We start from the raw sequence: 20,481 nt of genomic DNA on the forward strand, positions 1-20,481 counted from the left end.
TATTTTGCCGACGACTGCACTCGGAGATTGCACGGCCATAACCGTGATGTAAGCTCAGTACGGCTATATTGTGAGATTTACATGCGAAGTGTCGCGATCAGATTGCAAGAGCTTGACGACGACGAGCTAGAGGAATTTGTCGATATTTGGCTCCATAACCGCTCCACCAAGTATTATCGAACCGAGCGACTCGGCAAGTCGAGTGATAAAGGCCGCGATGTGGTGGGATTTGCCACCGACAAGCTACATGAAGGCGATTGGGATCTCTATCAGTGCAAGCGGAAAACGCGGGGTTCGAAGCTGGGGATCGGTGAAGCGCTTAAAGAGCTCGGCAAGATCTTCTATCACCACTTAAAGGGTGAATACGCAACTCTTCCCAAGCGATATATCTTTGTCTCCCCCCGTGGGATAACTGGCCCTCTCCAGACCCTGCTTCTCAACAAGGAGCAATTGCGCACCGCGCTGCTGGAACAATGGGATGATACCTGTAAAACCGGCATAACTCGCAACGAAGAAGTTCTCCTGAGCGACGAAATCAGAACGCTCATAAATACCTACGAATTTGCCCGCATCGACTATCTATCGGGGACACTGCTCGCAAAGGAACCTGACGTTGGGCCTGCTTTGAGCAAGATCCTTGGCCTAGTTCCTGATGAGGCGCCCGAGGCAGATGCACCTGAGACGATCAGCGAGGTGGAGATGATTTATCTCGATCAGCTTCGCGAGGTGTACGGGGAGACATCCGGCACGGCCTTTCCTACAATCGACGACGTGCTCGCTCACCCGGATCACGCCGGCCACCTGCAGCTTCAACGTACAAGGTTCTTTGAAGCTGCCGCATTTGACCGCTTTCACCGAGACAACACGGCTCCCGGAGCAATGGAAACCTTTAAGAAGGACATTTTCCATACCGTGGTTGACGTCTACCGCGAATCACACTCTTCGCGGTTAGATAGAATCAATGCTGTGATGAAGCACATCGGAATGACACAGGTTTCTCTGTTAGGCAGGATGTCACGCCCTCCGGTGCGGCAAGGGATGTGCCACCATCTCGCAACCGATGGGCGCCTAAAATGGAACCAGTAGCCCATGAATTCAGCGAGCTGTTCAACTCGCGCTTGGAAGCTGGAATACGCTCCGTCGTCATTCTTGAGTCCTTGAGACCTTTGCATGCAGATATTACCGAAATGGTTCTCTTCGATCACGTGGTGGTCCATTCCGCTGATCTCGGTGGACCTCGATCCCTTCACGCGCAGATTCCCGAAAGGCGAGGGGAGTTGCTGGTACGTCGGCGCTTGGTCGAGGCTGGACTAGAACTTATGCGACGGTGCCACCTATTGGAGAAAGCCACCGATGAACGTGGCTTTATCTGGAGAGCAGCCGACGATGCGGCCTCGTACGTAGAACTGCTTGAGACGCCGTATTCTCTGCATTTGAAACACTGTGCGGCTTGGCTGGCATCGGAAATCCGAAAACGAACCAAACCCGGTTTCAATGCCTTCGCGCGACAGGAGCTCGGTGACTGGACCGACTCCTTCTACCGAGGCGCATGATGGAAAACCGGATCATCATAAAGCGGCTTGCTATGACAGGCCCTGAACGGGAGACCCGCGAGTTACAGTTTGTGCCCGGCCTTAACGTAATTTGGGGGGCGTCCAATGCCGGGAAGACCTTCATCATCAAGTCGCTCGACTACATGTTCGGCTCTGGATCGCTCCTGCCGGAAATCAAGCAGCGTGAAGGGATGGAAGCGTGCTGGCTTGAAGTTGATCTTCCGAACGCGGGACCGGTCACGCTGCGACGCTCACTTTCTGGCGGTGGAGTATCAATTTTCGATAAACCTCTTGAGCAAGTCGGAAATAGCGAAAGTGCTCGGGTAATATCCGCGACCCATTCGGCCACCTCACCGAGCATTTCTGGTCTGCTCCTCGAAGAATTAGGTATATCGAGAAAGCAGATTGCGAATAATACCGACGGTAAAAAAAGCAATTTCACTTTCCGTCATTTCGCGCATTACATGTTTACCGAAGAAACCCCGATGATGGCTGAGTGGAGCCCAATTCAAATCTCGGCACAAAGCGGGCCTACCTTTGACAAGAATGTTTTCAAGTTCCTCCTGACCGGCGTTGATGACAGCCTGTTAGTTGTTGCGAAATCAGCCAAAGAGCAGCGCAACGAGAATGTCGGGAAAATTGAAATAGTCGATGAGATGATTTCCGTCGCACTGGACGAGCTCGGCCGCATGTTTCCGGAAGACGAGGATCTCGAAAACCTCGATCTCGACTCACAGGAAGAGCGGATCAGAGAAACGATTTCTTCTTGGCAGTCGACCCTCTCTCTTAGGCAAACGCGACTTGACGCATTGGTATCAGAAAGGCGCTCTCGCCGAGACAGCCTCGCAGACTTTGAAACACGCGCTGAGCAAATTGACCTCACTTTGTCGAGATTCGAGTTGCTGAGGTCAGTCTACGACAACGACCTTGAGCGTCTGCATGGATTAGCGGAAGGAGCTGAGGCTCTTTTGGCAGGTGCACGTCGAATGTGTCCATTGTGCGGAGCCGATCCGGAAAACCAGCGTCATTCTCATGGCTACGAAGCCGTCGAGCTATCGCAGAAGGCAGTTTCTGCCGAAATGGCGAAGATCAGCGCCGAGAAGGCTGATCTCGCTCGCGCGGTCCGTTCACTTTCGTTGGAGAGGGAAGGGGTCTATGCTCGAAAACAGGCCATCGCCGAGTCTCTAGTGGAGATAGACATTTCAATCGCAACTGCTCGACCAAATGAGGCTCAGGCTCGTAGGGAGTACGAGCGCCTTGATCGCGAACGGCAGAGAATCAGAAGCGGTCTCTCATTGAAGCGCCGGATCCAAGCTCTGCAGACTCGACGAGCCGAGTTGGCAGGCTTCAAGCCCAGCCGTCAATCGAAGGATGCAGTTACGATCGGCATTTCCAGTACGACGGGCCATGATTTCGCAATGGTGGTTCAGTCCGTGCTAAGGGCTTGGCAGTTTCCCGGAGAGCCCGTTGTCGCCTTCGATGGACGAACCCATGACATATTGCTTAATGGCGCCGATCGTCGGAGCAACGGTAAGGGTGTACGGGCGTTGATGAACGCTGCATTCAAAATCGGTGTGTTCGAGTATTGCAGACAAAGAGAATTGCCACATCCCGGCATCGTAGCTCTTGATAGCCCATTGCTAAGCTATCGCGATCCGCACAAATCTAGACACGGTGAGCTATCAGATGATGAAGTCGCGGTGAAAAACGCAAATTTAAATACTTATTTCTACGAAGATTTGGTGAAGCGGGCGAAGAATGGGCAGTTCATTATTGTAGAAAACGATCCACCGCCTACTGATCTTCCGAAGGACTGCAGGGTTACTACCTTTACGGGCCCATTCGCAGATGACGGTAGGAGAGGGTTCCTCTAGGAGAGAACGCCCAGCATATCGGAATCGTTATTCAAGTCGCTGATTTGGTCATCAGCGGTCATCAGCTCGCTTACCACCATGTTGAACCCGCCATCGGGAGATATTGGGTATCCGCCTGCATCATCACCATCAGAAAGGGCGACGCGCTTAAACTGGTCGACCAGGTTTGCTTGACGTTTTTGCCGACGCGCAAACCAATGAAACTCTGCCTTTGGGTGGTTCTATCGTTTGGCATTTAATCGTAGGAAAGCGGCCGCTCCTCCGAGGTCTGGCTGTTGAATGTCCTTCTGAGGCTCATAAGCCATACTTCAAGAGGGATCACTTTCAGGGGGCAGACCAGTTAGCTTGCGATGGTGAAGTACGTCCGAGCGTCGCGGTCAGGAGCTGAACAACCGCCGGCCGCTTGCTGCCATGCATCCGGAATTCCGCAACGCCCGCCTGCGCGCGCAGCAGGGGGAAGGCTGTTCTGTTGCTTCCGCTTCTTCGCAGAAAGCCGTAGAAGAGATCCGCTAGGTCTTCGACTAAAGCATGGGCTATTCGGTCTCCGCGGCCTCCATGCGCGCTTCGAGCTCATCCAGAAATGGAGAGCGCCCCCAATATTTTCTGCCGAATCTTGTATCCATAAAGCCGGAATAGAGCATATGGATTTCGTCCCGAGCACGCGTAAGACCTACGTAAAACAGACGGCGGCTCTCTCTCAGCGCCGCTGGCAGTTCATTGCGCCAGGGCAACCCACCGAGATCGAGACCAACCATAATCACCACGTCGTATTCGCATCCCTTGGCCGAATGCAGCGTCAAAAGATTCAAATGATGTGGGGAACCCTCACTCCCGCTGAGATCGGCGAGCACCAGATCAGCCAGCGCGCCTCCGACTGCGAGTGCGCCCGTCATCCGATCCACCTGTTCGGCTTGGTCGGCGAGGCTCGGCTCTGCCGCGATCAACCCATCCAGCATACCCACACGCAAACCCGAGACGAAGTCCCGGGCAAGGCTATCATCAGATCGGAGCGACCAGAGCAGCTGTGTTAGCCGCCGAGACTCGTCTCTGGCCTGCTGTTGTGTAACCCGGGCTCGATGGAATCCGAGCCAACGATCGAGTAGCCCACGCAATTGCGGCCGCGCTATGCGCCATCCTCCTGCGCACCACGCTGCGCAATCTTCGATCCAACTCGTGAGCCCAACCTTCTTGTATGGCGCCGCGGTGTCGACGCGCACGAAATTTAGCCCAGCGGCAACGGCGGCCTCCGCGATGACATCGCCGGAACGATAGTCCCGATAGAGGATTGCGATGTCACCGAGCGTACGACCGGGTTTAGCAGCAAGCGCCGCAGGTATGATCTCCGCAACCGCGTGAGCGGCTTGTCCAGCAAGCCCGTCGTCACATTCGACGAATTCGATGACCGCCCGCCGATTGGGATCACTCGATTGATAACCGCGCTCTTCGCCGAGTGCCATCTCGGACGCACTGACAATGCGAGAGGCCGACCGATAGTTGAGCTGCAACCGAACGGGCTGAACGTCAGGCCGTTCGGCTAATTCCTGTAGCAGCGTGCCGTCCGCGCCGGTGAAACCGTAGATCGACTGGTCCGGGTCGCCGACAGCAAAGAGCCGAATACCGCCTTCGAATGCCAGACGCTTCACGATTCGGTGCAAAGCAACGCCAAGGTCCTGATATTCGTCGACCGCAAGGACCGGAAACTTCGCCTGTAGCAGTGGCAGTACCCAATCGTGCTCCGACACCAACCGCTGTCCGAAGATCACGAGGTCGTCGAAGTCGACAAGCCCCGTTCGACGCAGCTCAGCCTCATATTCGTCCGTCCATGCGGCGAGCTCCTCTTTGCTCCTCCAAGCGATCGAGGCCCGATCAAGGATGGACCGCCGATGTCGCCCGAGCTCCATTGGCTTGTGGGGATGGCCGACACCGAAAAGCCGATCGCCCGCGCGCCTCATCGCCTGTTCACTCTCGCGTTGCGTGGCGACCGCGAGCGGAAATGGCACGGGCAGGTTGGCCAAGCGGCCATAGGGCATGAGCAAATGCCTGAGGCAGAAGCCGTGGACAGTCCCGATGAAAAGATTGGACGCCTCTCGAAGGCCGAGGCGCTCCAGCCGGCGCGTCAGCTCCCGTGCGCACTCTTGACTATATGTTATGCAGGCCGCCCCCCGCGGCGCGCGGACGTCCTCCGCCATGATCCGCGCAAGCTTGAGAACGAGTGTTTTCGTCTTGCCGCTTCCGGGGCCAGCAAGAACAACACAGTTGCCCACCGAATCATAGGCCGCCTGTTGACCCTCGTTTCCGGCCAGATCTGCCGCTTGCGCGAGATAGGCATTGCTGACACTACGAAACGGCATCGCGGATATGCTCCAACGCCCGCCGGATATAGTCCGGGCATGTTTGCTCGCTGACATGCGGAGCCAGCGCCTGCGCAAAGCGGCCTTTGCCGATCCGCTCAATTAGCCTGAGCAATCGATCCTGGTCGAGAGAATTGGTGCCGTCTACCCAATGTTGGATCGCCTCAATAGTGGCGGGAGCGAGATTCAGCTCTTGCCCTAAGACGGTCTGCATTGCCTCGTCGAGTCCACCAACGAAGAGCTCAGGTTCGAGCGTATTACTGTTCACAAAATAACCGAACGGTTCAGCCCGTGCGATGACATCATCCGCGCTCAGCGGCGTGTAGTTCACCCCGGCCTCAACTTGCCGCAGAATATTAATCAATCGGGTTCGGACAAGTGGATTACCTCCTACAATGGGATCTCGGTCCGTGAGAACGACGTGTGGAATCCTGAGTCCCCGAGGGCCCAATAGCTTGACGTAGGGCGTGAAATTGGTGCCCCCGACCGAACATATCGTAATCCCGAGCATGTCAAGCGGGATGTTCAGGGCCTCGGCAAAAGCAGGCACCAGGAAACGCTCAGCGTCTCCCTCCACCAGTATCACACCACGCGCAAAGAAGATCTCGCCGCGGCTGACATCGATATACCGTTGAAGATCCGCCTCGTCTCGCGCGGTAAGAGGTGCATTCGCTGTCGAAACGGCAACGGTCGCATTCGTTGCCTCATCATGACGCAGCAGCACTATCGACCGGACCGGCGTGATACTGGCGATGTGCGGTGAGTGCGTCGTCAAGATCGTTGTCAGGGGTGGCGCCGATGCTTCTGCGTCTGCGTTATCACCAAGAAAATAGCGATATACTAGACGTTGAACATGCGGATGAAGATGCGCCTCGGGCTCTTCGACGACGAAGAACGTATGATCGCGCTCGCCTTCGTCCACAAGGCGATCCAGTTCCAGGCTCTTTAGCGCAAGAAAAATCAGGTTCGCTGTGCCTAGGCTAGCGTCGGAAACGCCACGTGCGCCATTGTCTATCAGCAATCGCAGGCTGCGTAATAGTGCGTCTACCCGGGTCGGCGCCAGACCAAGCGTTAGTGGTACAGCATGCTGCTCTCCGGCTATTGCGGTTAGACGGTCGCTAATTCGCTGGGCGGTCGCTACGACCTCGGGATGGCTCACCAGTTGAGCCTGCGCATCGTTCACCTGGTTCTGAATTTGGGTGCGGGTGGCCTCGCCCAGAGAGTTCACAAGCTCTTGGATCAGTGGTTTCAGCGGAGAGTTGCGATAGTTCGCCAAGTCCTTTTCGGCATCGCGCAACGCAACCTGTACGTCCATGGGCAGCATTCGTCGCAAGGACGATCCAATCGACATGTCGGGATCGGTGCCTGCAAAAACGATATACTCATAGTCTGCCAAGCTCTCGGCAGCCCGTCCGAGGTTCGCCTTCGGCTGAAAGCGATAGGTCAGACGCGCCACCATTGGCGGTCCCGGATCAACCACACAATCGTCGAGATGTGCCATCAAACGCGGATCATCAGTGAAGTCGGTGAATTCAACCGCGACCTCGACCGTTTCGCCGAGCTTGTTTTCGCCAAGACCATCCCAAAAGTGTTCGATCCCGAGTTGACGATCACGCTCGGAAAGGCCTGGATCGAGTATCAGCTGCAGAGCACGAACGAAATTGCTCTTTCCAACTTTGTTCTCGCCCACAATGACAATACTGTCACCGGTTTGAACATCGACATTGGAAAAATTTGCATAATTGCTTATCTTGACCCGTGAAATTCTCAATTAGTAACCCTTCCTGCGTCTGACTCTGCGGTATTTTCATCGTATTCGAACAAATTGCGAACTTCTGCTAGCCAAAAAACAACTTTGTCGGGTAGTCCTTAACAATTCGAGAGTGACACATCCTCGACGCGGTCATCCGCGCATGGGCGGGATATGCGCCTTCGAGGGAGTTGCCATGCCGTTCGGAGACGAGACCTCTGCGATCTGGAGCCTCCCCGATCAGAGCTTCTGGCAGCGCAGCGGAGCCGGCCATGCATCAAACTCCTGCGGCAATGGATCGAACACCGTCGGGCGATCCGCCGCCGTTGGCAGGAAGATGCAAGCGGCTTCGGGTTGCTGCTGTCACCCGGTCAATGCCTATTACGAGGCGCAGCGAAGGGCCGCGTGCAGCCGAGCACAAGGGAATGCCGGTGACTACTGGCATTGGTCCAGGATCGCCAGCGAAGTCGCGCGGATCGAACCGCGTGCCGAGACGGACTTCGAGGTCGTCAGGGCGATTGCCGATCAGGAAACCACCGGTCGCTGCTGAACACGTACGCGGTGCTTCGCGGCCAGACGATCATCCAGTGTTTTCAAGTGGTGAACGAAACAGCTGGGGCGTTGGTTCAATTCGTCACTTCAGCGACCAACCCATATCACGCCAGATTTGTACAATTTATAGTGTAGGTCAATGAGCAACGGTTGGAAATACGAGCGACGATCTTTCCGGTGTCGCATAGCCGACGGACTCTTTTTTTTAACTCTGGCGTGTGCAATCTAGGCATGAGTAAGAATGGGGGAAACGCCTGCAACTGCGGGCGGTGGCGCAGGGAGCCAAGTTCAGTGGACGATCTTATAAATCAGCCTGATGCACCGCGTCTTATCTATGGACTAAGGGACACGGGATACAGCTTCAACACCGCGGCCGCTGACATTATCGACAATTCCATTGCTGCCCGGGCCACCGAAGTAAGTGTCAGGATCGAGCTTGCTGAGGACGGTCGCAAATTTGTATTTTTTGGCGACAACGGTGACGGCATGAACGGCGCTACACTGTTTTCGGCGATGCGATACGGTGCCCCCGCGCGCGCTAATCTTGCGAGCCTCGGCAAGTTCGGTCTCGGCCTGAAAACTGCCTCAAGCTCGGTTTGTATCAAGTTTACGGTGATCTCGCGAACCGGGCCCGATGCCGATTTCGCAAAGCTTTCCTGGGATCTCGAGCACGTCGAGAAGCAAAACCAGTGGGAGATGTTGCGTGAGCCGATCACTGCTGACGAATACGAGATCTTTGAGGAGCTTTGCGGAGAAAAAGGAACGCTCGTCGTATGGTCCAAGTGTGATCGACTGCTCGCTAAGGAATATGACGATCCAGGCGGGGCACGCGAACAGGCTGCAATCAGACGCCTAGGTGAGCGCCTGATCGAGCATGTCGCCCTGATTTACCATCGGTTTCTTGATGCTGGCGACGCCCGCGAGCGCAAGGTCTCGATTTCGGTAAATGGTCAACCTGTCCGGGCCTGGAACCCGTTCTATCCCGAGAAGTCGGACCAAGTCCTGTCGGTCCAGCAGCAGCAGCTGGAGATCGAGCTTGAGGACGGTAGCGTTGAAACCGCGCACATCAAGGCATGGATCCTGCCGCATCGCCGGGACATGACGAAAGAGGAGCAGAAGGTCGCCAACATCACCAATCGCGGGCAGGGGTTCTACATCTACCGCGAGGGACGCGTCATTCAGCAGGGCGGATGGCTTGGCGTTTTTGGTGTCATCGAACCGCACTATTCGCTTTTAAGGGTGGAGTTTGATTTTACCCACAAACTCGATGAAGCATTCAAGGTCGACGTCAAGAAGTCGAAGATACTATTCGACCCGGCGCTTGAGGAGGCACTCCGCACGCTTCTGCAACCCGTCTATCGTGAGGCAGGGAACCGCTACCGCCGAACCGAAAGAAAGGCAGCGGTCGAGCGTGGCGTGGATCATGGCAGCGCGAATAAAGCCATCGACAACACACCAGCGACGGCAAGACCGAGCGTTGTATCCGCTGATCCATCGAAGAAGACTGCAACTGTCTCGAACAATCGGGGGTCCGGGATCAAGTTGCGCGTTCCCGTCGATACCAACGTCCGACCAGGCAACATCCACGTCGAGGCAGTGGAGACCATCACGTCGGGCGATCTCTGGGAGCCTGCGATGCGCAGCGACGGAGATTCCGGCTTTGTCGCGGGTGTTCGCATCAACAAGCACCACGACTTCTATCTCAAGATTTACCAGAGAGCGGCCGCCAGCGGCTATGCAGTCGAAGGTATGGATCTGCTGCTCTGGGCATTTGCAGTCGCAGAAAACAACAATATCAACGAAGAACTCGAGCCGATTTTCGAGGATATCCGCAACGAGATTTCAACCAATCTCCGGAAGCTGCTGCGCGATGTTCCGCTGCCCGACGAAAACGAGCTGAACGGCGGTGAGGACGACGAGGATTGAGATGCTAGCGGCAAAACAGTCGTTCATTCTCCGCGAAGTCGAGGAAGGGACCGGGGCGGCAATCGGACTTGAGGAGGATCGTTCCGGGATGCAGGCCGGATTGCGGCTCTGGTTCGCGGATCTTCCACGAACCCATAGCCCGATCGTAACCTTGCGGCCCGTGGGCCTGAACCGGTTCCGGGCGATGCTCACCTTTGGAAATTTTGCGTCAGACACCATCGGCCAGATGAACCGTGCCGATGCCGAGGAAGTGCAGTTGGCCCGCGCCCTCGTGGCCTCCATCGCCGACAGTGCTGTTGTACGCTTCGCGGGAGACCAGTCGCTCGACACCTGGCGCATACACGATGGTAGCTTTTCGCTTACCGCCGAAAAGCGCAACATTGTTGAGCGCTTTGAGGACGATGCGCTCGCGACTACATGTCGCGAACTTGTCATCCCTATTCTTGCAGCGATGGCCGAACTTTACGGCTACGATCCGATAGAAGAAGCAGCTTCGCCGGCAGGCGAGATCGAGGGTGCGCTTTCGATCTCGGTCGTTAGACGACGCGAACGAAATCCGCGAAACCGCCTGCTCGCACTCCGGATTCATGGTGAGCGTTGCAAGGTTTGCGAGTTCGATCCGGCTCGCCAATATCCCGGTCTCCGCTCGATTATCGAAGTTCACCACATCCAGCCGTTATCCTCGCTGGGGGAGCCGCGCGCTTACGACCCTTCCGTGGATCTAATCCCGCTTTGCCCCAACTGCCACCGCGCAGCTCACACCAAGCGCCCGCTACCATGGAGCCCAGACGAACTCCGGGCGATGTGTCATGACTGACCTTCCTCCGGACCTTCCCGCCGACTTCAGGCAACTTGCTTTGCACCCTCCGGCTGGCAGGGAGCTGTCCAACCGGCTTGTGGAGGCGGAGCTTCGTGTACGTCGCTTGGGTGGACGCTTTGTCGCAACGCTTGCCGGTACCCGCACGGTTCGAGGCGAAAAGGCGATCTGGTACGTGACCGGTCGCGATCGCAACTGGGTCGATGATGGGTCGGTGATCCGACCGATCCCCCGCGATGCCCCGCAACTGGTGCAGCAGATGCTAGGTGATGCGGACCCCGAGGATCTTGTTTTCGCGGACGTCATTCGCCTTTTGCGGATCGATAACCCACACATTCCGGTCGCTGCCGATGCAGATGTTTTTCAGCCTGCTGGCAAGGCAGCGGCAGAGCTGGCTGACGACGCGGCCGTTCCGGGTCTCAATGCGACACTCTTCCGTTACCAAGCTCAGGGGGTCGAATGGATGGGCCGGACGGTTCGTCACACCGGCGGCATCATTCTCGCAGACGAGATGGGTCTCGGAAAGACGATCCAGATCATTGCGTTGTTGCTTGGTGACCAGCCGTCGAACGACGAGCCGGCCCTTATCATTTGTCCGACAAGCCTGATCGCCAATTGGCGCAACGAGATCCTGAAATTTGGTCCCGAGCTGTCGGTGCTCATTCACCGCGGGCCTCATCGCGCTGGTATCACGAGGGGGCTGCAGCGAGCGCAGATCGTGCTTGCAACATACGACACCGTCGTGAACGACATCGCGGTTTTTTCCGGCATGACCTGGAGTTGGGTGATCTGTGATGAGGCTCAGGCGCTCAAGAACCCTGACTCTGCCCGTCGCAAGGCGATCGCAGCTATTCCGCGGCGGCGGACGATTCCAATGACCGGCACGCCAGTGGAAACTTCACTTCTTAACCTGTGGTCCTTGGCCGATCTCGCCATTCCGGGCCTGCTGGGCAGCCAAACGGGGTTTGAGGCAGAGTTCTCTGATTCGGAAGACTCAGCCCGCCGGCTCGCGCACCTGACAGATCCGGTTGTCCTGTGTCGTAAGGTACGGGATGTAGCGAGTGACCTTCCCGAGCGCATCGACATCGACTTACCCCTCGAGCTCGGCGAGGATTTGTCGGTGCTCTACGACGCAGTGCTTGCCGATACGCTGCAGAAATATCCTGTGGCCGGGGCTCTGGTCGCGACCGGCCAGCTCCAGCTGTTCTGTGCGCATCCATGGCTCCAGGGGAAGGATGGACAAGCGGATAGCAACGATGACGCATCTTGCCGTAGAATGCCGGGATTGCCGCTTGTTACGCCCAAGATCGAGCGGACTCTCGCCATTCTCGATGAGGCATTCCGCACCGACCAGAAGGTGCTTGTTTTCGCAATCTTCAACCGTTGTGGTGATATTATCCGCGAAGCCGTCGGAGATCGGTTTCCTACCGCATTCTGGGATGCGATCAACGGATCGACTCCGCAGAATAACCGACAGGCGATCGTCGATGCTTTTACGGCACATTCAGGGCCTGCCTGCCTTTTCCTCAATCCGAAAGCCGCGGGCGCGGGCCTCAACATCACAGCGGCCACGATTGTAATCCACTACACCCAGGCGTGGAACCCTGCGCTTGAGGCTCAGGCGAGTGCCCGCGCGCACCGCCGCGGCCAGACCGAGCCTGTCCGCGTCTACCGCCTGTTTTATGAGAACACCGTCGAGCGGGTCATGATCGACCGGTCGGCGTGGCGACGCGAGATGGGCAACGAGGCCGTGCCTGTCTCGACGCGCGACGCCGACGATCTGCAGCGCGCCCTCACAATACGGCCGGAAAGGAACGGGCAATGACAATCCAGACTTATCAGAAGGAGCTCACCGCCAACGATACCGGCGAGACGGGCGCCCACCAGGCAGGGGTCCACATTCCCAAATCACAAATCGACCTGCTCTCGTTCTTGCCTCCGTTAGACCCCTCAATCAAAAACCCCGATGCATGGATTGAGATGAAGGATAACGCAGGTGTCGTCTGGCGCTTCCGGTACATCCACTACAATAACAGCCATCACGACCCCGGTGGCACGCGTGATGAATTCCGCATAACTCATATGACGGGCTTTTTCCGGTCTGCGGGGGCAGCGGCGGGAGATATGCTTGTGCTGTCGGGCAAGCCTGGCACCTGGCGATACGATGTCTCGGTTCGCAACCCAAATAATACGATTGAAGCCGAGCCGTCGGCGCCTGTTCGAATTCGCCTGCGCGGTTGGCAGCGCGTGTATTGAGGGAGCGAGCCAGTTGGATCAGGCAGTCGCCCCGGCACAGCCAAACGATGTCGATAACCTAACAATCGGCGTCCTTCATCTAGGAGCCAAGACGAGGCTGCTTGAGGAAGCCGGGTTCCTGACGCTGGCAGACGTAAGAGACCTGGATGCAACGCTGCTCTCTCAAATACCGTCGGTCGGACGCCGTACTGTCGATGAGTTTGTCCACAATCACAACGCGCTGCTCAACGCTGTAGACAGGGATGGTTCCGTTAACTGGGAGATCTACTGCGCGGCAGTGGGAATTCCGCTGTTACCCACCCGGCCTCCTGTAAATGGCGGCGAGTTCCTCGCGGGCCTTCCTTCGTTTTTCGCAGCGCTAGCCGATGCCCTGGATGATAGAATCCTCGCGACCATTCTTCTGGACAGGATTTCCAAACCCACGACCAGCCAGAAGACGCTCGAGGAGATCGGCGCCGCGGCTGTGCCGGCTTTAACCCGGGAACGCGTCCGACAGAAGGAACGCAAATTGCTGGGCCAGATCACGGGCGGACTGCTCAATGAAACCTACGAAGGTCTCGGGATCCACTTTCATCCCGGTTTTGCCTTTTGGTGGCGGAAGGCCGCGGATGCCCTTGCAGACGTTGAGGAAATAGACGTTGAAAACTTCGTGAAGCTTCTTTCCAACGTATGGAGCATCCCTCAGGCAGCCGTCATGAAACAGCTCCCCGCGCTGGTGGCAGTCGTGACCGGTGAGCCGCAAATGGCACCGGGATTCCGCGCTTTTACTGCGCTCGACCCGCGACTGTTCACAGAGGGCAGCGGAGAGCTGAACAATCTTCCTGTGCTGAAGCTGCGCATGGACAAAGTTGCTATCCGACTAGCAGAGGCGGGAATGCAGCGATTTGGAGATGTCGTTCACAGTTTCCGTTCAGGTGATTTGGAAAGAATGGGCGTCGCGCCCGTCAAGCGGGTTACGGATCACTTTAACCTTGTTGCCTCCTGTCTCAATGAAGGCAGCGTAGACTGGGCCGGTTATCGGGCCATACTCAAACTCGACTGCCTGCCTAAGACTGTGCCCGCAACGCCGGCTGATTTCGTCCGCACTTTGACGCAGGATACTGAGAACCTACTGCGAGGCCATGAAGTCAGCGTGAGAGCCGTCGAAATATTCCGGCGCCGCACTGGAAAGGAGGCCCGCGAACGGATGACGCTCCACCAAGTTGGCGAAGAGCTCGGCACGTTCGCCTCTTCGATCAAGCGCGAGGAAACTATACTCCTTGCTTGGCTAAACGACGTGCTTGTAGGTCGAGAATTTTGCAGCCTGCACGTCTGGCTGGACGGCACCTGGCTGCGTTGGTGGGACGAAGCGAGTGAGACGTTTGAGCAGTCCCGTGACGACTATGATGACTTTGCTGACAGTCTTGCGTGGCGCTGGCGAGTTAGCCGCCAAGAGATGAATGCTGCAGCGCCGACGCTGTGGGCTGTGTTCACAGGTTATCCAGACGGACGACCGCCAAGATCTCGGTCTGTTATCCACCTCGCCGACGCCGACGTTGGGCTCGGCCGGATCCGTCTGCAGGGGTTTCGACGCGTGCATTGACGATATCGCAATGCGGAGCCGCCCTTGTCATGATCTTTGGCTGACGCCATCTTTCTCTGGATGGCCTGGAACATTTGAAGAACAATCCTTGCTATCTAGGATTTTTTTTGTCAGCTTGGCAAAAAATGACCCAGAGAATGGCAGGTGATTCGTGCAGCAGACGCATTCGGACGACAACGAGTTCAATCATTTGTGTCAGCGAGCCGGACTGACGCCCGCTGAAGCTGCTTCCTTCATTTCGGTTTCCGATCGCACTGTTGCTCGCTACGTGAACGGCGAGGGCCGCCCGAATGAACTTGCACTCAGGGTTCTCAAGGATTTGGCCGATCGCAAATGTGCGGGCAAGGAACCGATCTCATTCCGCTTCGTCGATCTGTTTGCGGGCATTGGCGGTCTGCGCATTGGTTTCCAGGGCATCGGTGGGCATTGCGTTTTCACATCGGAATGGGACCACAACGCCCAGAAGACCTACGGTCTGAATTTCCGTGACAATCATCGCCTGGCGGGAGATGTCCGGGAATATTCCGAAAACCCTGATTTGATTCCGGAGCACGACATCCTGCTTGCCGGCTTCCCTTGCCAGCCGTTCTCGATTGCCGGCGTTTCGAAGAAGAACGCGCTTGGTCGCCCTCACGGCTTCCTGTGTGATACGCAAGGTACGCTTTTCTTTGATACCGCCCAGATCATCGCGCACCATCGGCCCGCAGCTTTCGTGCTCGAAAACGTGAAGAACCTCGAAAGACATGACAAGGGACGGACGTTCGCGACGATCATAAACGTCCTGACAAACGAGCTTGGCTATCATGTGCAGACACGCGTGATCAGCTCCGAGCACTGGGTGCCGCAGCGTCGCGAACGCATTTTCATTGTCGGTTTCCGCGAGCCGACCGATTTCGATCTGAAATCTCTCAAGCTCCCGGATAACGGACCGACACTTGGCAGCATCCTCGAGCCGCACGATGAAGTCGATCCGAAATACACCCTGACGCCTCGCCTCTGGGAGTATCTGCAGGCATATAAGGAGAAGCACACGTCAAAAGGCAACGGGTTTGGATACAGCCTGTTTGGCCCAGATGATGTCACGCGGACGCTATCAGCCCGCTACTACAAGGACGGATCAGAAATCCTTGTGGCACAGCCCGGTAAACGACCACGCCGGCTGACCCCGCTGGAATGCGCCCGTCTCATGGGTTTTGATCGTGGGGAGCGGCGCTGGAAGATACCGGTCTCCGATATGCAGGCCTATCGCCAGTTTGGCAATGCTGTGGTCGTGCCGGTAGTCGAGTTCCTTGCCGATGCCATGAAACCCTTCATCGAATCCGCTCTTCTGAGAGAGGCGGGCCGTTCGATGGAGGCACCGGTAACCGTCACCCGCCCCGATCGCGAGCCTGTATCCGCTCATGGTTGATATCGTCCCGGCTGAGGTTCGCAGCCGGATGATGTCGGGGATTCGCGGCACCAACACGAAACCGGAACTGCAGCTGCGCAAAGGGCTTCACGCGCTTGGTTTTCGTTTCCGGCTCCATGATCGCTCGCTTCCTGGGAAGCCGGATATAGTTCTGCCGCGCTATAAAGCCGTGATTTTCGCGCACGGTTGCTTTTGGCATGGCCACGACTGCCATCTGTTCAAATGGCCATCAACCCGGCCCGAGTTCTGGCAGGCGAAAATAGCGCGCAACCGCACGGTCGATGAGAGGGCGGATGCGGCCCTCTCGGAGGCGGGTTGGCGACAGGCGACCGTCTGGGAGTGCGCGCTTAAAGGCAAAACGCGGTTGCCACTCGAAGAGGTAATTCTGTCTTGCGCCGAGTGGCTGAAATCTGACCGGCCGCGACTTGAAATCAGGGGGAGAGAGGAGTGAGACGAGGGCTGCTGTCGGATTATTTTGTCGGAGTGGGCGCGAAGCGACTTGCAGCAGTCGATGCGGATGCCTCCTCTTCGAATCAGCATGAAGTGACGGGCTCGAAACCACTGCTGCGAATTCTGGGAGACAGGGATCGCAAACAGCCGCGAGGCGGCGAGGATACACGTTTCTTCGCAACATACATCTGGCTTGGCGCCGAGCAGGAGGCTCTCACGGAGGAAGCCCGACTTTCCTGGTACGACTCCCGGCGCAACGATGCGACGCGCTCCCCAGAGTGGCGACTCTATTACCAGACCAACGCGGTTACCGAGATGATGCGGCCGGGTGATACGCTGTTTGTGGCCCGCACACCTCAGGATCATCTGTTCTTCATCGTGGTTCCTGATGGAAGCACGATGCAAAACCAGCTGATCTGGTTGTTTGGACTGGCTGAGCAGCCTGGTCTCGTGTTCGAGCCGCGCGAAATCGGGACGGATACCGACGCGGAACTTGATTTCGTCGCCCGATATATTCTCGATGAACTCGGCATCGAGCCCGAAGAGCCGGAGGCGCACCGGTTGGATAGCATCATCGAGCGGTTCGGCCTGGAGTTTCCAAAGACACGGGTCTTTTCGCAACTCGCCCGTTCCTCAATGCCGGAGATTTCGGCAGCCGATGATCCTGATCTGGCTCTTGTCGCATGGATGGACCGGGAGGAACAATTGTTCAGGCGGCTGGAAAGGCGCATCGTCGCAGCGCGAATCGGAGACGGCTTTCGAGGATCTGGCGGAGCTGATGTCGATGGCTTCCTTTCATTTTCGTTGAGTGTGCAGAACCGGCGGAAGGCGAGGGCGGGGCAGGCACTGGAGAACCACCTCGAGGCCGTTTTCGAAGCCCAACGTATCCGCTATGTTCGAGGCGCCGAAACCGAGAACCGCAACAGGCCAGATTTTCTCTTTCCAGGGCAACCGCAATACCGCGATCCGTTGTTCCCCGAGGCAAGACTGACGATGCTGGGCGCCAAATCCACGCTGAAGGATCGTTGGCGTCAGGTCCTGTCAGAGGCCACCAGGATTTCTGAAAAGCACCTGTTGACCCTTGAGCCCGCCATATCGGAAAACCAGACAGATGAGATGCAGGCCAAGAAGCTTCAGCTCGTGTTGCCTCGCCGATTGCACAACACCTATCGGCTGACGCAACAGGCGTGGCTGATGGATGTCGCCGGTTTCATCGCCGTCGTCCGGTCGCGGCAGGATCCCTGAGCACCTCCAGGTGCCTATAAATCCGGAGGCTTTCAACAGAACCGTGTGACGGTCCTGCTTCGGGCTCGCCGCTCGGCAAACGGAACGGGACATACGGGGCCAGTCGGTCCCGCTTCTCTGGCGACCGCTATGCTGAAGCTCCTGCGGCTGGCCTGTTCCCGTCTGTCCCGTGTCGAGAACTCCCGAAATCCCGCCAGAGGCGGCGCCATGCTGATTTCTCCGGTACTCTTCATTGCTCTTTTGTGGGTCCCGCCTGACGGCGGTTGACACGACGGGTCATATTTAGACCGGTACCTGTCGTCAGGTGCCCGCCAGTTTGCCATGAAGTCCAGTGGGTCTATGCTACCCATCATCTGGCGAGCGAGCTTCAGCCGTTCTTCCAGATGCTGTCGTAGCGCTTCATCGACCCCCTCCAGCCGTTGCTCGACATCGGAGAAGAAGCGTTCAACAACCATCGCCTTGCCCCAGCTCTCGATAATCTCTGCCAATTGTTGCTGGCTATCCTTGATCGCCTGGGCAACTTTGCGTTCATCCTCGCGCCGCTGGTAGCGTTCCCACTCCTCCTGCCGCTCTTTTTTCCTTCTGGCCTCAGCTTCATCTTCTGCTGTCATAAGGGTTTGCAGCTTGTTTCCCGCTGCCCGTAACGTCTCGACAATATTCGGAATTGCTTTGGTTAGTGGCTCCGTTTCCGCATCCTGCCAGCTCAGAGACCATTCAACGCCATTCTTCGGAGAATAGGCAATTATCCGGAAGCGCCCTGAAGGCATATCCTGCTCGGTTGTCCAGGAGTGCGTCAGCTGCCAGGCCTTCACGACCGGACGAGCCTGCTGTCCTCACGATGGTAGTCGCCGTTTAGATACCGCATCGTCACCCGCTCAGTCATTTCAGTTATAGCGAGACCGATCGGCACTGTGTCGATGTAGAAAATCGTTGGCCTGTCTGGTCTCCAGATACTGCCGAAATTATATCGACCGTACTTTCGGTCCTTCAGCTCAACCTCCTGCTCCTGAACATGAATGCGGCGGTGGTCTTCTCCGGCCGGGGCGATGTGTACCCGATAGCCCTGCCTGTCGAGCGCGAGGTATAGGTCATTGGCGATCGATAGCGCTCGAAGCAGGGCGGCTTCTGATGAAATCACGTCTGGCAGAATTCGCTTGTAGGGCCGAAGGAACTCTCCGTCTTTTGCAGCGCGCGATTTCCTCAGATGCTCTTCGGCGCCAATAAGCAACGGGTGATGCTCGAGGCGGCGGGTCCTCACAACGGATCTCGTCTTTGGGCGTGTATTGGCTTCAGGCGCCTTCTGCTTCCGCGGCTTCGGGGTCACCGGCACAATTTCGATGACCTCGTCAGAGCCGTCAGGTAGCGCAGGCAGCTCCGCGGGAAGGCCAAGGGACTTGCGTGTCCAGTAACCCGATCCGGGATATGGTATCTGATGTTGCCTGCACACGGCGGCCAATGCCGTGCCGGTGAGACCAAGTTCCGGGGCAAGCTTGCTCAGGCGTGCGTTGCATACCCGGCTGTAAAGTTCGCTACGTGTCAACTGCATAGACAGGCCCGCATTTCCAATACGTCGATATCGGACCACAGTGACAAACTGGCGAACGATGAGAGCTGAAGACTTCGTCTGATCGTTGCGGTCTCGATGCTCACGCCTTTCCCTTGCTCTCGAAGGAAAAGGTCATTGTTTTATTCAGCTTGTGTCAATGCCGCGCGGCATGTCCCGCGAGGATGCCCGAGCAGTGCCGCATACGGAGCCGTGTCGTTTGGGGCAAGCTTGAGATCGACTCCGCCTTTCCCGACTTGGCGCACCGAGCCGAAACGACCCAGGCGCAAGTGGCGCTGGAAAGACTGGTACGAAGCTAGGTGAGCATATTGCTGACTGCGCAAATTGCTGATAACGGTGATCCTGCAACGGAAAGGAAAATGCGGGTGCAGGATTTAAGCGAATATCTCCGTTCTTGGCGAACGCGACATAGCCTGACGCAGGCCACAGCCGCTAAAGAGCTTGGCATAGTGCTAACGACCTATCGCGGCCTGGAGCAGGGCCGCCCAACGCCTTACGCACATGCTATTTCATTGGCCGTCAAACACTGGGAAAAGGCTAATGGCCCGCCACGCGCGGGCGAAAAGGTGGCGTCCGAGGGCGACTGCACGCCGGCTTTAACCTTCGAGCAATATCAGCGCAATTGTCTGGCATACGCCTATGACATCGAGGCGGCCCACCTACAGAGCGCTTGGTTCAAGGCTGAAGATGAGCTGCGTAAGACTCGCAAGCAACTGGAAAAGAAGGTCGCAACCACCAAGGCTGCCTATGATCGGCAGATGGCAGTTATTGGAGCACGCTATGCCGAAAGTCGGAAGATGCGGGATCTGTACGAAGCGTTTCTGAAAACGGGCGACGACAATCCTTACGACACTGAACCAATGCGGAGCAAATACGTGAAGTACGTCCAGAAGGCGTTGGCCGATGTCGAGCATTACGCAAAAAAAGCTTCCAAAAAAACAAAAAAGGAAGGTGTCGTTGGCGAAGCTTGAGGGGCACCTCACGTCAGTTCGGACACCAACCGCGGCAGGATGCTTTGGCACTGGCGTTCGGGCGGCAATGGCGGCGGCAGTCAGGTCAATCTTCCCGGCGTTCCCGGATGGCCGCTTTCACGAGCCCTGCGAGCTTTGTTGCTGTGATGTTCACTCTTTGGGCCACTAAGATCGCATAATGT

At 56.9% G+C, this 20,481-nt stretch carries 17 protein-coding genes; 13 read left to right on the top strand and 4 right to left on the bottom strand.

The genetic code is table 11. The annotated features are described in order from the left end of the window. Nucleotides 1-81 precede the first annotated feature (81 nt). The 3 genes from VGO12_RS08920 to VGO12_RS08930 are packed head-to-tail and all read left to right on the top strand — an operon-like array spanning nucleotide 82 to nucleotide 3,427. The gene (locus VGO12_RS08920; RefSeq protein ID WP_327512376.1) at nucleotides 82-1,086 is read left to right on the top strand and encodes an ABC-three component system protein; all 1,005 of its coding nucleotides are present in this window, start codon (nucleotides 82-84) and stop codon (nucleotides 1,084-1,086) included. After that, nucleotides 1,074-1,553 (top strand): ABC-three component system middle component 2, encoded by a 480-nt coding sequence (locus VGO12_RS08925; protein WP_327512377.1) that lies wholly within the window; start codon nucleotides 1,074-1,076, stop codon nucleotides 1,551-1,553. The genes VGO12_RS08920 and VGO12_RS08925 overlap by 13 nt, the downstream gene beginning before the upstream one ends. Next, entirely contained in the window at nucleotides 1,550-3,427 is a 1,878-nt protein-coding gene (locus VGO12_RS08930) for a hypothetical protein (protein WP_327512378.1), read from the top strand. The genes VGO12_RS08925 and VGO12_RS08930 overlap by 4 nt, the downstream gene beginning before the upstream one ends. Nucleotides 3,428-3,960: 533 nt before the next feature. On the opposite strand, the gene VGO12_RS08935 is transcribed toward VGO12_RS08930, so the two are convergent. Together VGO12_RS08935 and VGO12_RS08940 are read right to left on the bottom strand one after the other, a co-directional pair. Next, entirely contained in the window at nucleotides 3,961-5,778 is a 1,818-nt protein-coding gene (locus tag VGO12_RS08935) for an ATP-dependent helicase (RefSeq protein WP_327512379.1), read from the bottom strand. After that, entirely contained in the window at nucleotides 5,765-7,549 is a 1,785-nt protein-coding gene (locus VGO12_RS08940) for an ATP-dependent nuclease (RefSeq protein ID WP_327512380.1), read from the bottom strand. The genes VGO12_RS08935 and VGO12_RS08940 overlap by 14 nt, the downstream gene beginning before the upstream one ends. A gap of 175 nt (nucleotides 7,550-7,724) precedes the next feature. On the opposite strand from VGO12_RS08940, the gene VGO12_RS08945 reads away from it, so the two are divergent. From VGO12_RS08945 to VGO12_RS08985, 9 genes are all read left to right on the top strand, one after another. Next, nucleotides 7,725-8,078, top strand: a complete 354-nt coding sequence (locus tag VGO12_RS08945; RefSeq protein WP_327512381.1) for a hypothetical protein — start codon at nucleotides 7,725-7,727, stop codon at nucleotides 8,076-8,078. 293 nt (nucleotides 8,079-8,371) lie between these two features. After that, nucleotides 8,372-10,006: an ATP-binding protein gene (locus VGO12_RS08950; protein WP_327512382.1), complete on the top strand. Its 1,635-nt coding sequence runs from the start codon at nucleotides 8,372-8,374 to the stop codon at nucleotides 10,004-10,006. Between the two features lies 1 nt (nucleotide 10,007). Beyond that, the gene (locus VGO12_RS08955; protein WP_327512383.1) at nucleotides 10,008-10,823 is read left to right on the top strand and encodes an HNH endonuclease; all 816 of its coding nucleotides are present in this window, start codon (nucleotides 10,008-10,010) and stop codon (nucleotides 10,821-10,823) included. Beyond that, nucleotides 10,816-12,648 carry a DEAD/DEAH box helicase gene (locus tag VGO12_RS08960; protein ID WP_327512384.1) on the top strand — a complete coding sequence of 611 codons (1,833 nt, stop codon included), beginning with the start codon at nucleotides 10,816-10,818 and terminating at the stop codon, nucleotides 12,646-12,648. Before VGO12_RS08955 ends, VGO12_RS08960 begins: the two co-directional genes overlap by 8 nt. Beyond that, a complete protein-coding gene (locus tag VGO12_RS08965; protein ID WP_327512385.1) occupies nucleotides 12,645-13,079 on the top strand; it encodes an EcoRII N-terminal effector-binding domain-containing protein in 435 nt (144 codons plus the stop codon). Before VGO12_RS08960 ends, VGO12_RS08965 begins: the two co-directional genes overlap by 4 nt. A gap of 13 nt (nucleotides 13,080-13,092) precedes the next feature. Further along, the gene (locus VGO12_RS08970; RefSeq protein WP_327512386.1) at nucleotides 13,093-14,661 is read left to right on the top strand and encodes a hypothetical protein; all 1,569 of its coding nucleotides are present in this window, start codon (nucleotides 13,093-13,095) and stop codon (nucleotides 14,659-14,661) included. 151 nt (nucleotides 14,662-14,812) lie between these two features. Continuing rightward, nucleotides 14,813-16,069: a DNA (cytosine-5-)-methyltransferase gene (gene dcm / locus VGO12_RS08975; protein WP_327512387.1), complete on the top strand. Its 1,257-nt coding sequence runs from the start codon at nucleotides 14,813-14,815 to the stop codon at nucleotides 16,067-16,069. Continuing rightward, nucleotides 16,062-16,520: a very short patch repair endonuclease gene (locus tag VGO12_RS08980; protein WP_327512388.1), complete on the top strand. Its 459-nt coding sequence runs from the start codon at nucleotides 16,062-16,064 to the stop codon at nucleotides 16,518-16,520. Before dcm ends, VGO12_RS08980 begins: the two co-directional genes overlap by 8 nt. Next, nucleotides 16,517-17,764: a type II restriction endonuclease gene (locus tag VGO12_RS08985; RefSeq protein ID WP_327512389.1), complete on the top strand. Its 1,248-nt coding sequence runs from the start codon at nucleotides 16,517-16,519 to the stop codon at nucleotides 17,762-17,764. The genes VGO12_RS08980 and VGO12_RS08985 overlap by 4 nt, the downstream gene beginning before the upstream one ends. 32 nt (nucleotides 17,765-17,796) lie before the next feature. Here VGO12_RS08985 and VGO12_RS08990 read toward each other — a convergent pair whose 3' ends face one another. After that, the gene (locus VGO12_RS08990; RefSeq protein ID WP_327512390.1) at nucleotides 17,797-18,576 is read right to left on the bottom strand and encodes a hypothetical protein; all 780 of its coding nucleotides are present in this window, start codon (nucleotides 18,574-18,576) and stop codon (nucleotides 17,797-17,799) included. Beyond that, nucleotides 18,573-19,310 (bottom strand): hypothetical protein, encoded by a 738-nt coding sequence (locus VGO12_RS08995; RefSeq protein WP_327512391.1) that lies wholly within the window; start codon nucleotides 19,308-19,310, stop codon nucleotides 18,573-18,575. The genes VGO12_RS08990 and VGO12_RS08995 overlap by 4 nt, the downstream gene beginning before the upstream one ends. A 317-nt stretch (nucleotides 19,311-19,627) precedes the next feature. On the opposite strand from VGO12_RS08995, the gene VGO12_RS09000 reads away from it, so the two are divergent. Continuing rightward, complete coding sequence (locus VGO12_RS09000; RefSeq protein WP_327512392.1) at nucleotides 19,628-20,299, top strand: hypothetical protein; 672 nt, start codon at nucleotides 19,628-19,630, stop codon at nucleotides 20,297-20,299. Nucleotides 20,300-20,481 lie beyond the last annotated feature (182 nt).

Source organism: Ensifer sp. (assembly GCF_035999135.1).
In the GTDB taxonomy this organism is placed as follows: domain Bacteria; phylum Pseudomonadota; class Alphaproteobacteria; order Rhizobiales; family Rhizobiaceae; genus Ensifer.

Excerpts from the sequence above, each read along its gene's own strand:
- VGO12_RS08920 (WP_327512376.1), top strand. The coding sequence starts at position 82 with ATGCGAAGTGTCGCGATCAGATTGCAAGAGCTTGACGACGACGAGCTA.
- VGO12_RS08925 (WP_327512377.1), top strand. The coding sequence starts at position 1,074 with ATGGAACCAGTAGCCCATGAATTCAGCGAGCTGTTCAACTCGCGCTTG.
- VGO12_RS08930 (WP_327512378.1), top strand. The coding sequence starts at position 1,550 with ATGATGGAAAACCGGATCATCATAAAGCGGCTTGCTATGACAGGCCCT.
- VGO12_RS08935 (WP_327512379.1), bottom strand. The coding sequence starts at position 5,778 with ATGCCGTTTCGTAGTGTCAGCAATGCCTATCTCGCGCAAGCGGCAGAT.
- VGO12_RS08945 (WP_327512381.1), top strand. The coding sequence starts at position 7,725 with ATGCCGTTCGGAGACGAGACCTCTGCGATCTGGAGCCTCCCCGATCAG.
- VGO12_RS08955 (WP_327512383.1), top strand. The coding sequence starts at position 10,008 with ATGCTAGCGGCAAAACAGTCGTTCATTCTCCGCGAAGTCGAGGAAGGG.
- VGO12_RS08960 (WP_327512384.1), top strand. The coding sequence starts at position 10,816 with ATGACTGACCTTCCTCCGGACCTTCCCGCCGACTTCAGGCAACTTGCT.
- VGO12_RS08965 (WP_327512385.1), top strand. The coding sequence starts at position 12,645 with ATGACAATCCAGACTTATCAGAAGGAGCTCACCGCCAACGATACCGGC.
- VGO12_RS08980 (WP_327512388.1), top strand. The coding sequence starts at position 16,062 with ATGGTTGATATCGTCCCGGCTGAGGTTCGCAGCCGGATGATGTCGGGG.
- VGO12_RS08995 (WP_327512391.1), bottom strand. The coding sequence starts at position 19,310 with ATGCAGTTGACACGTAGCGAACTTTACAGCCGGGTATGCAACGCACGC.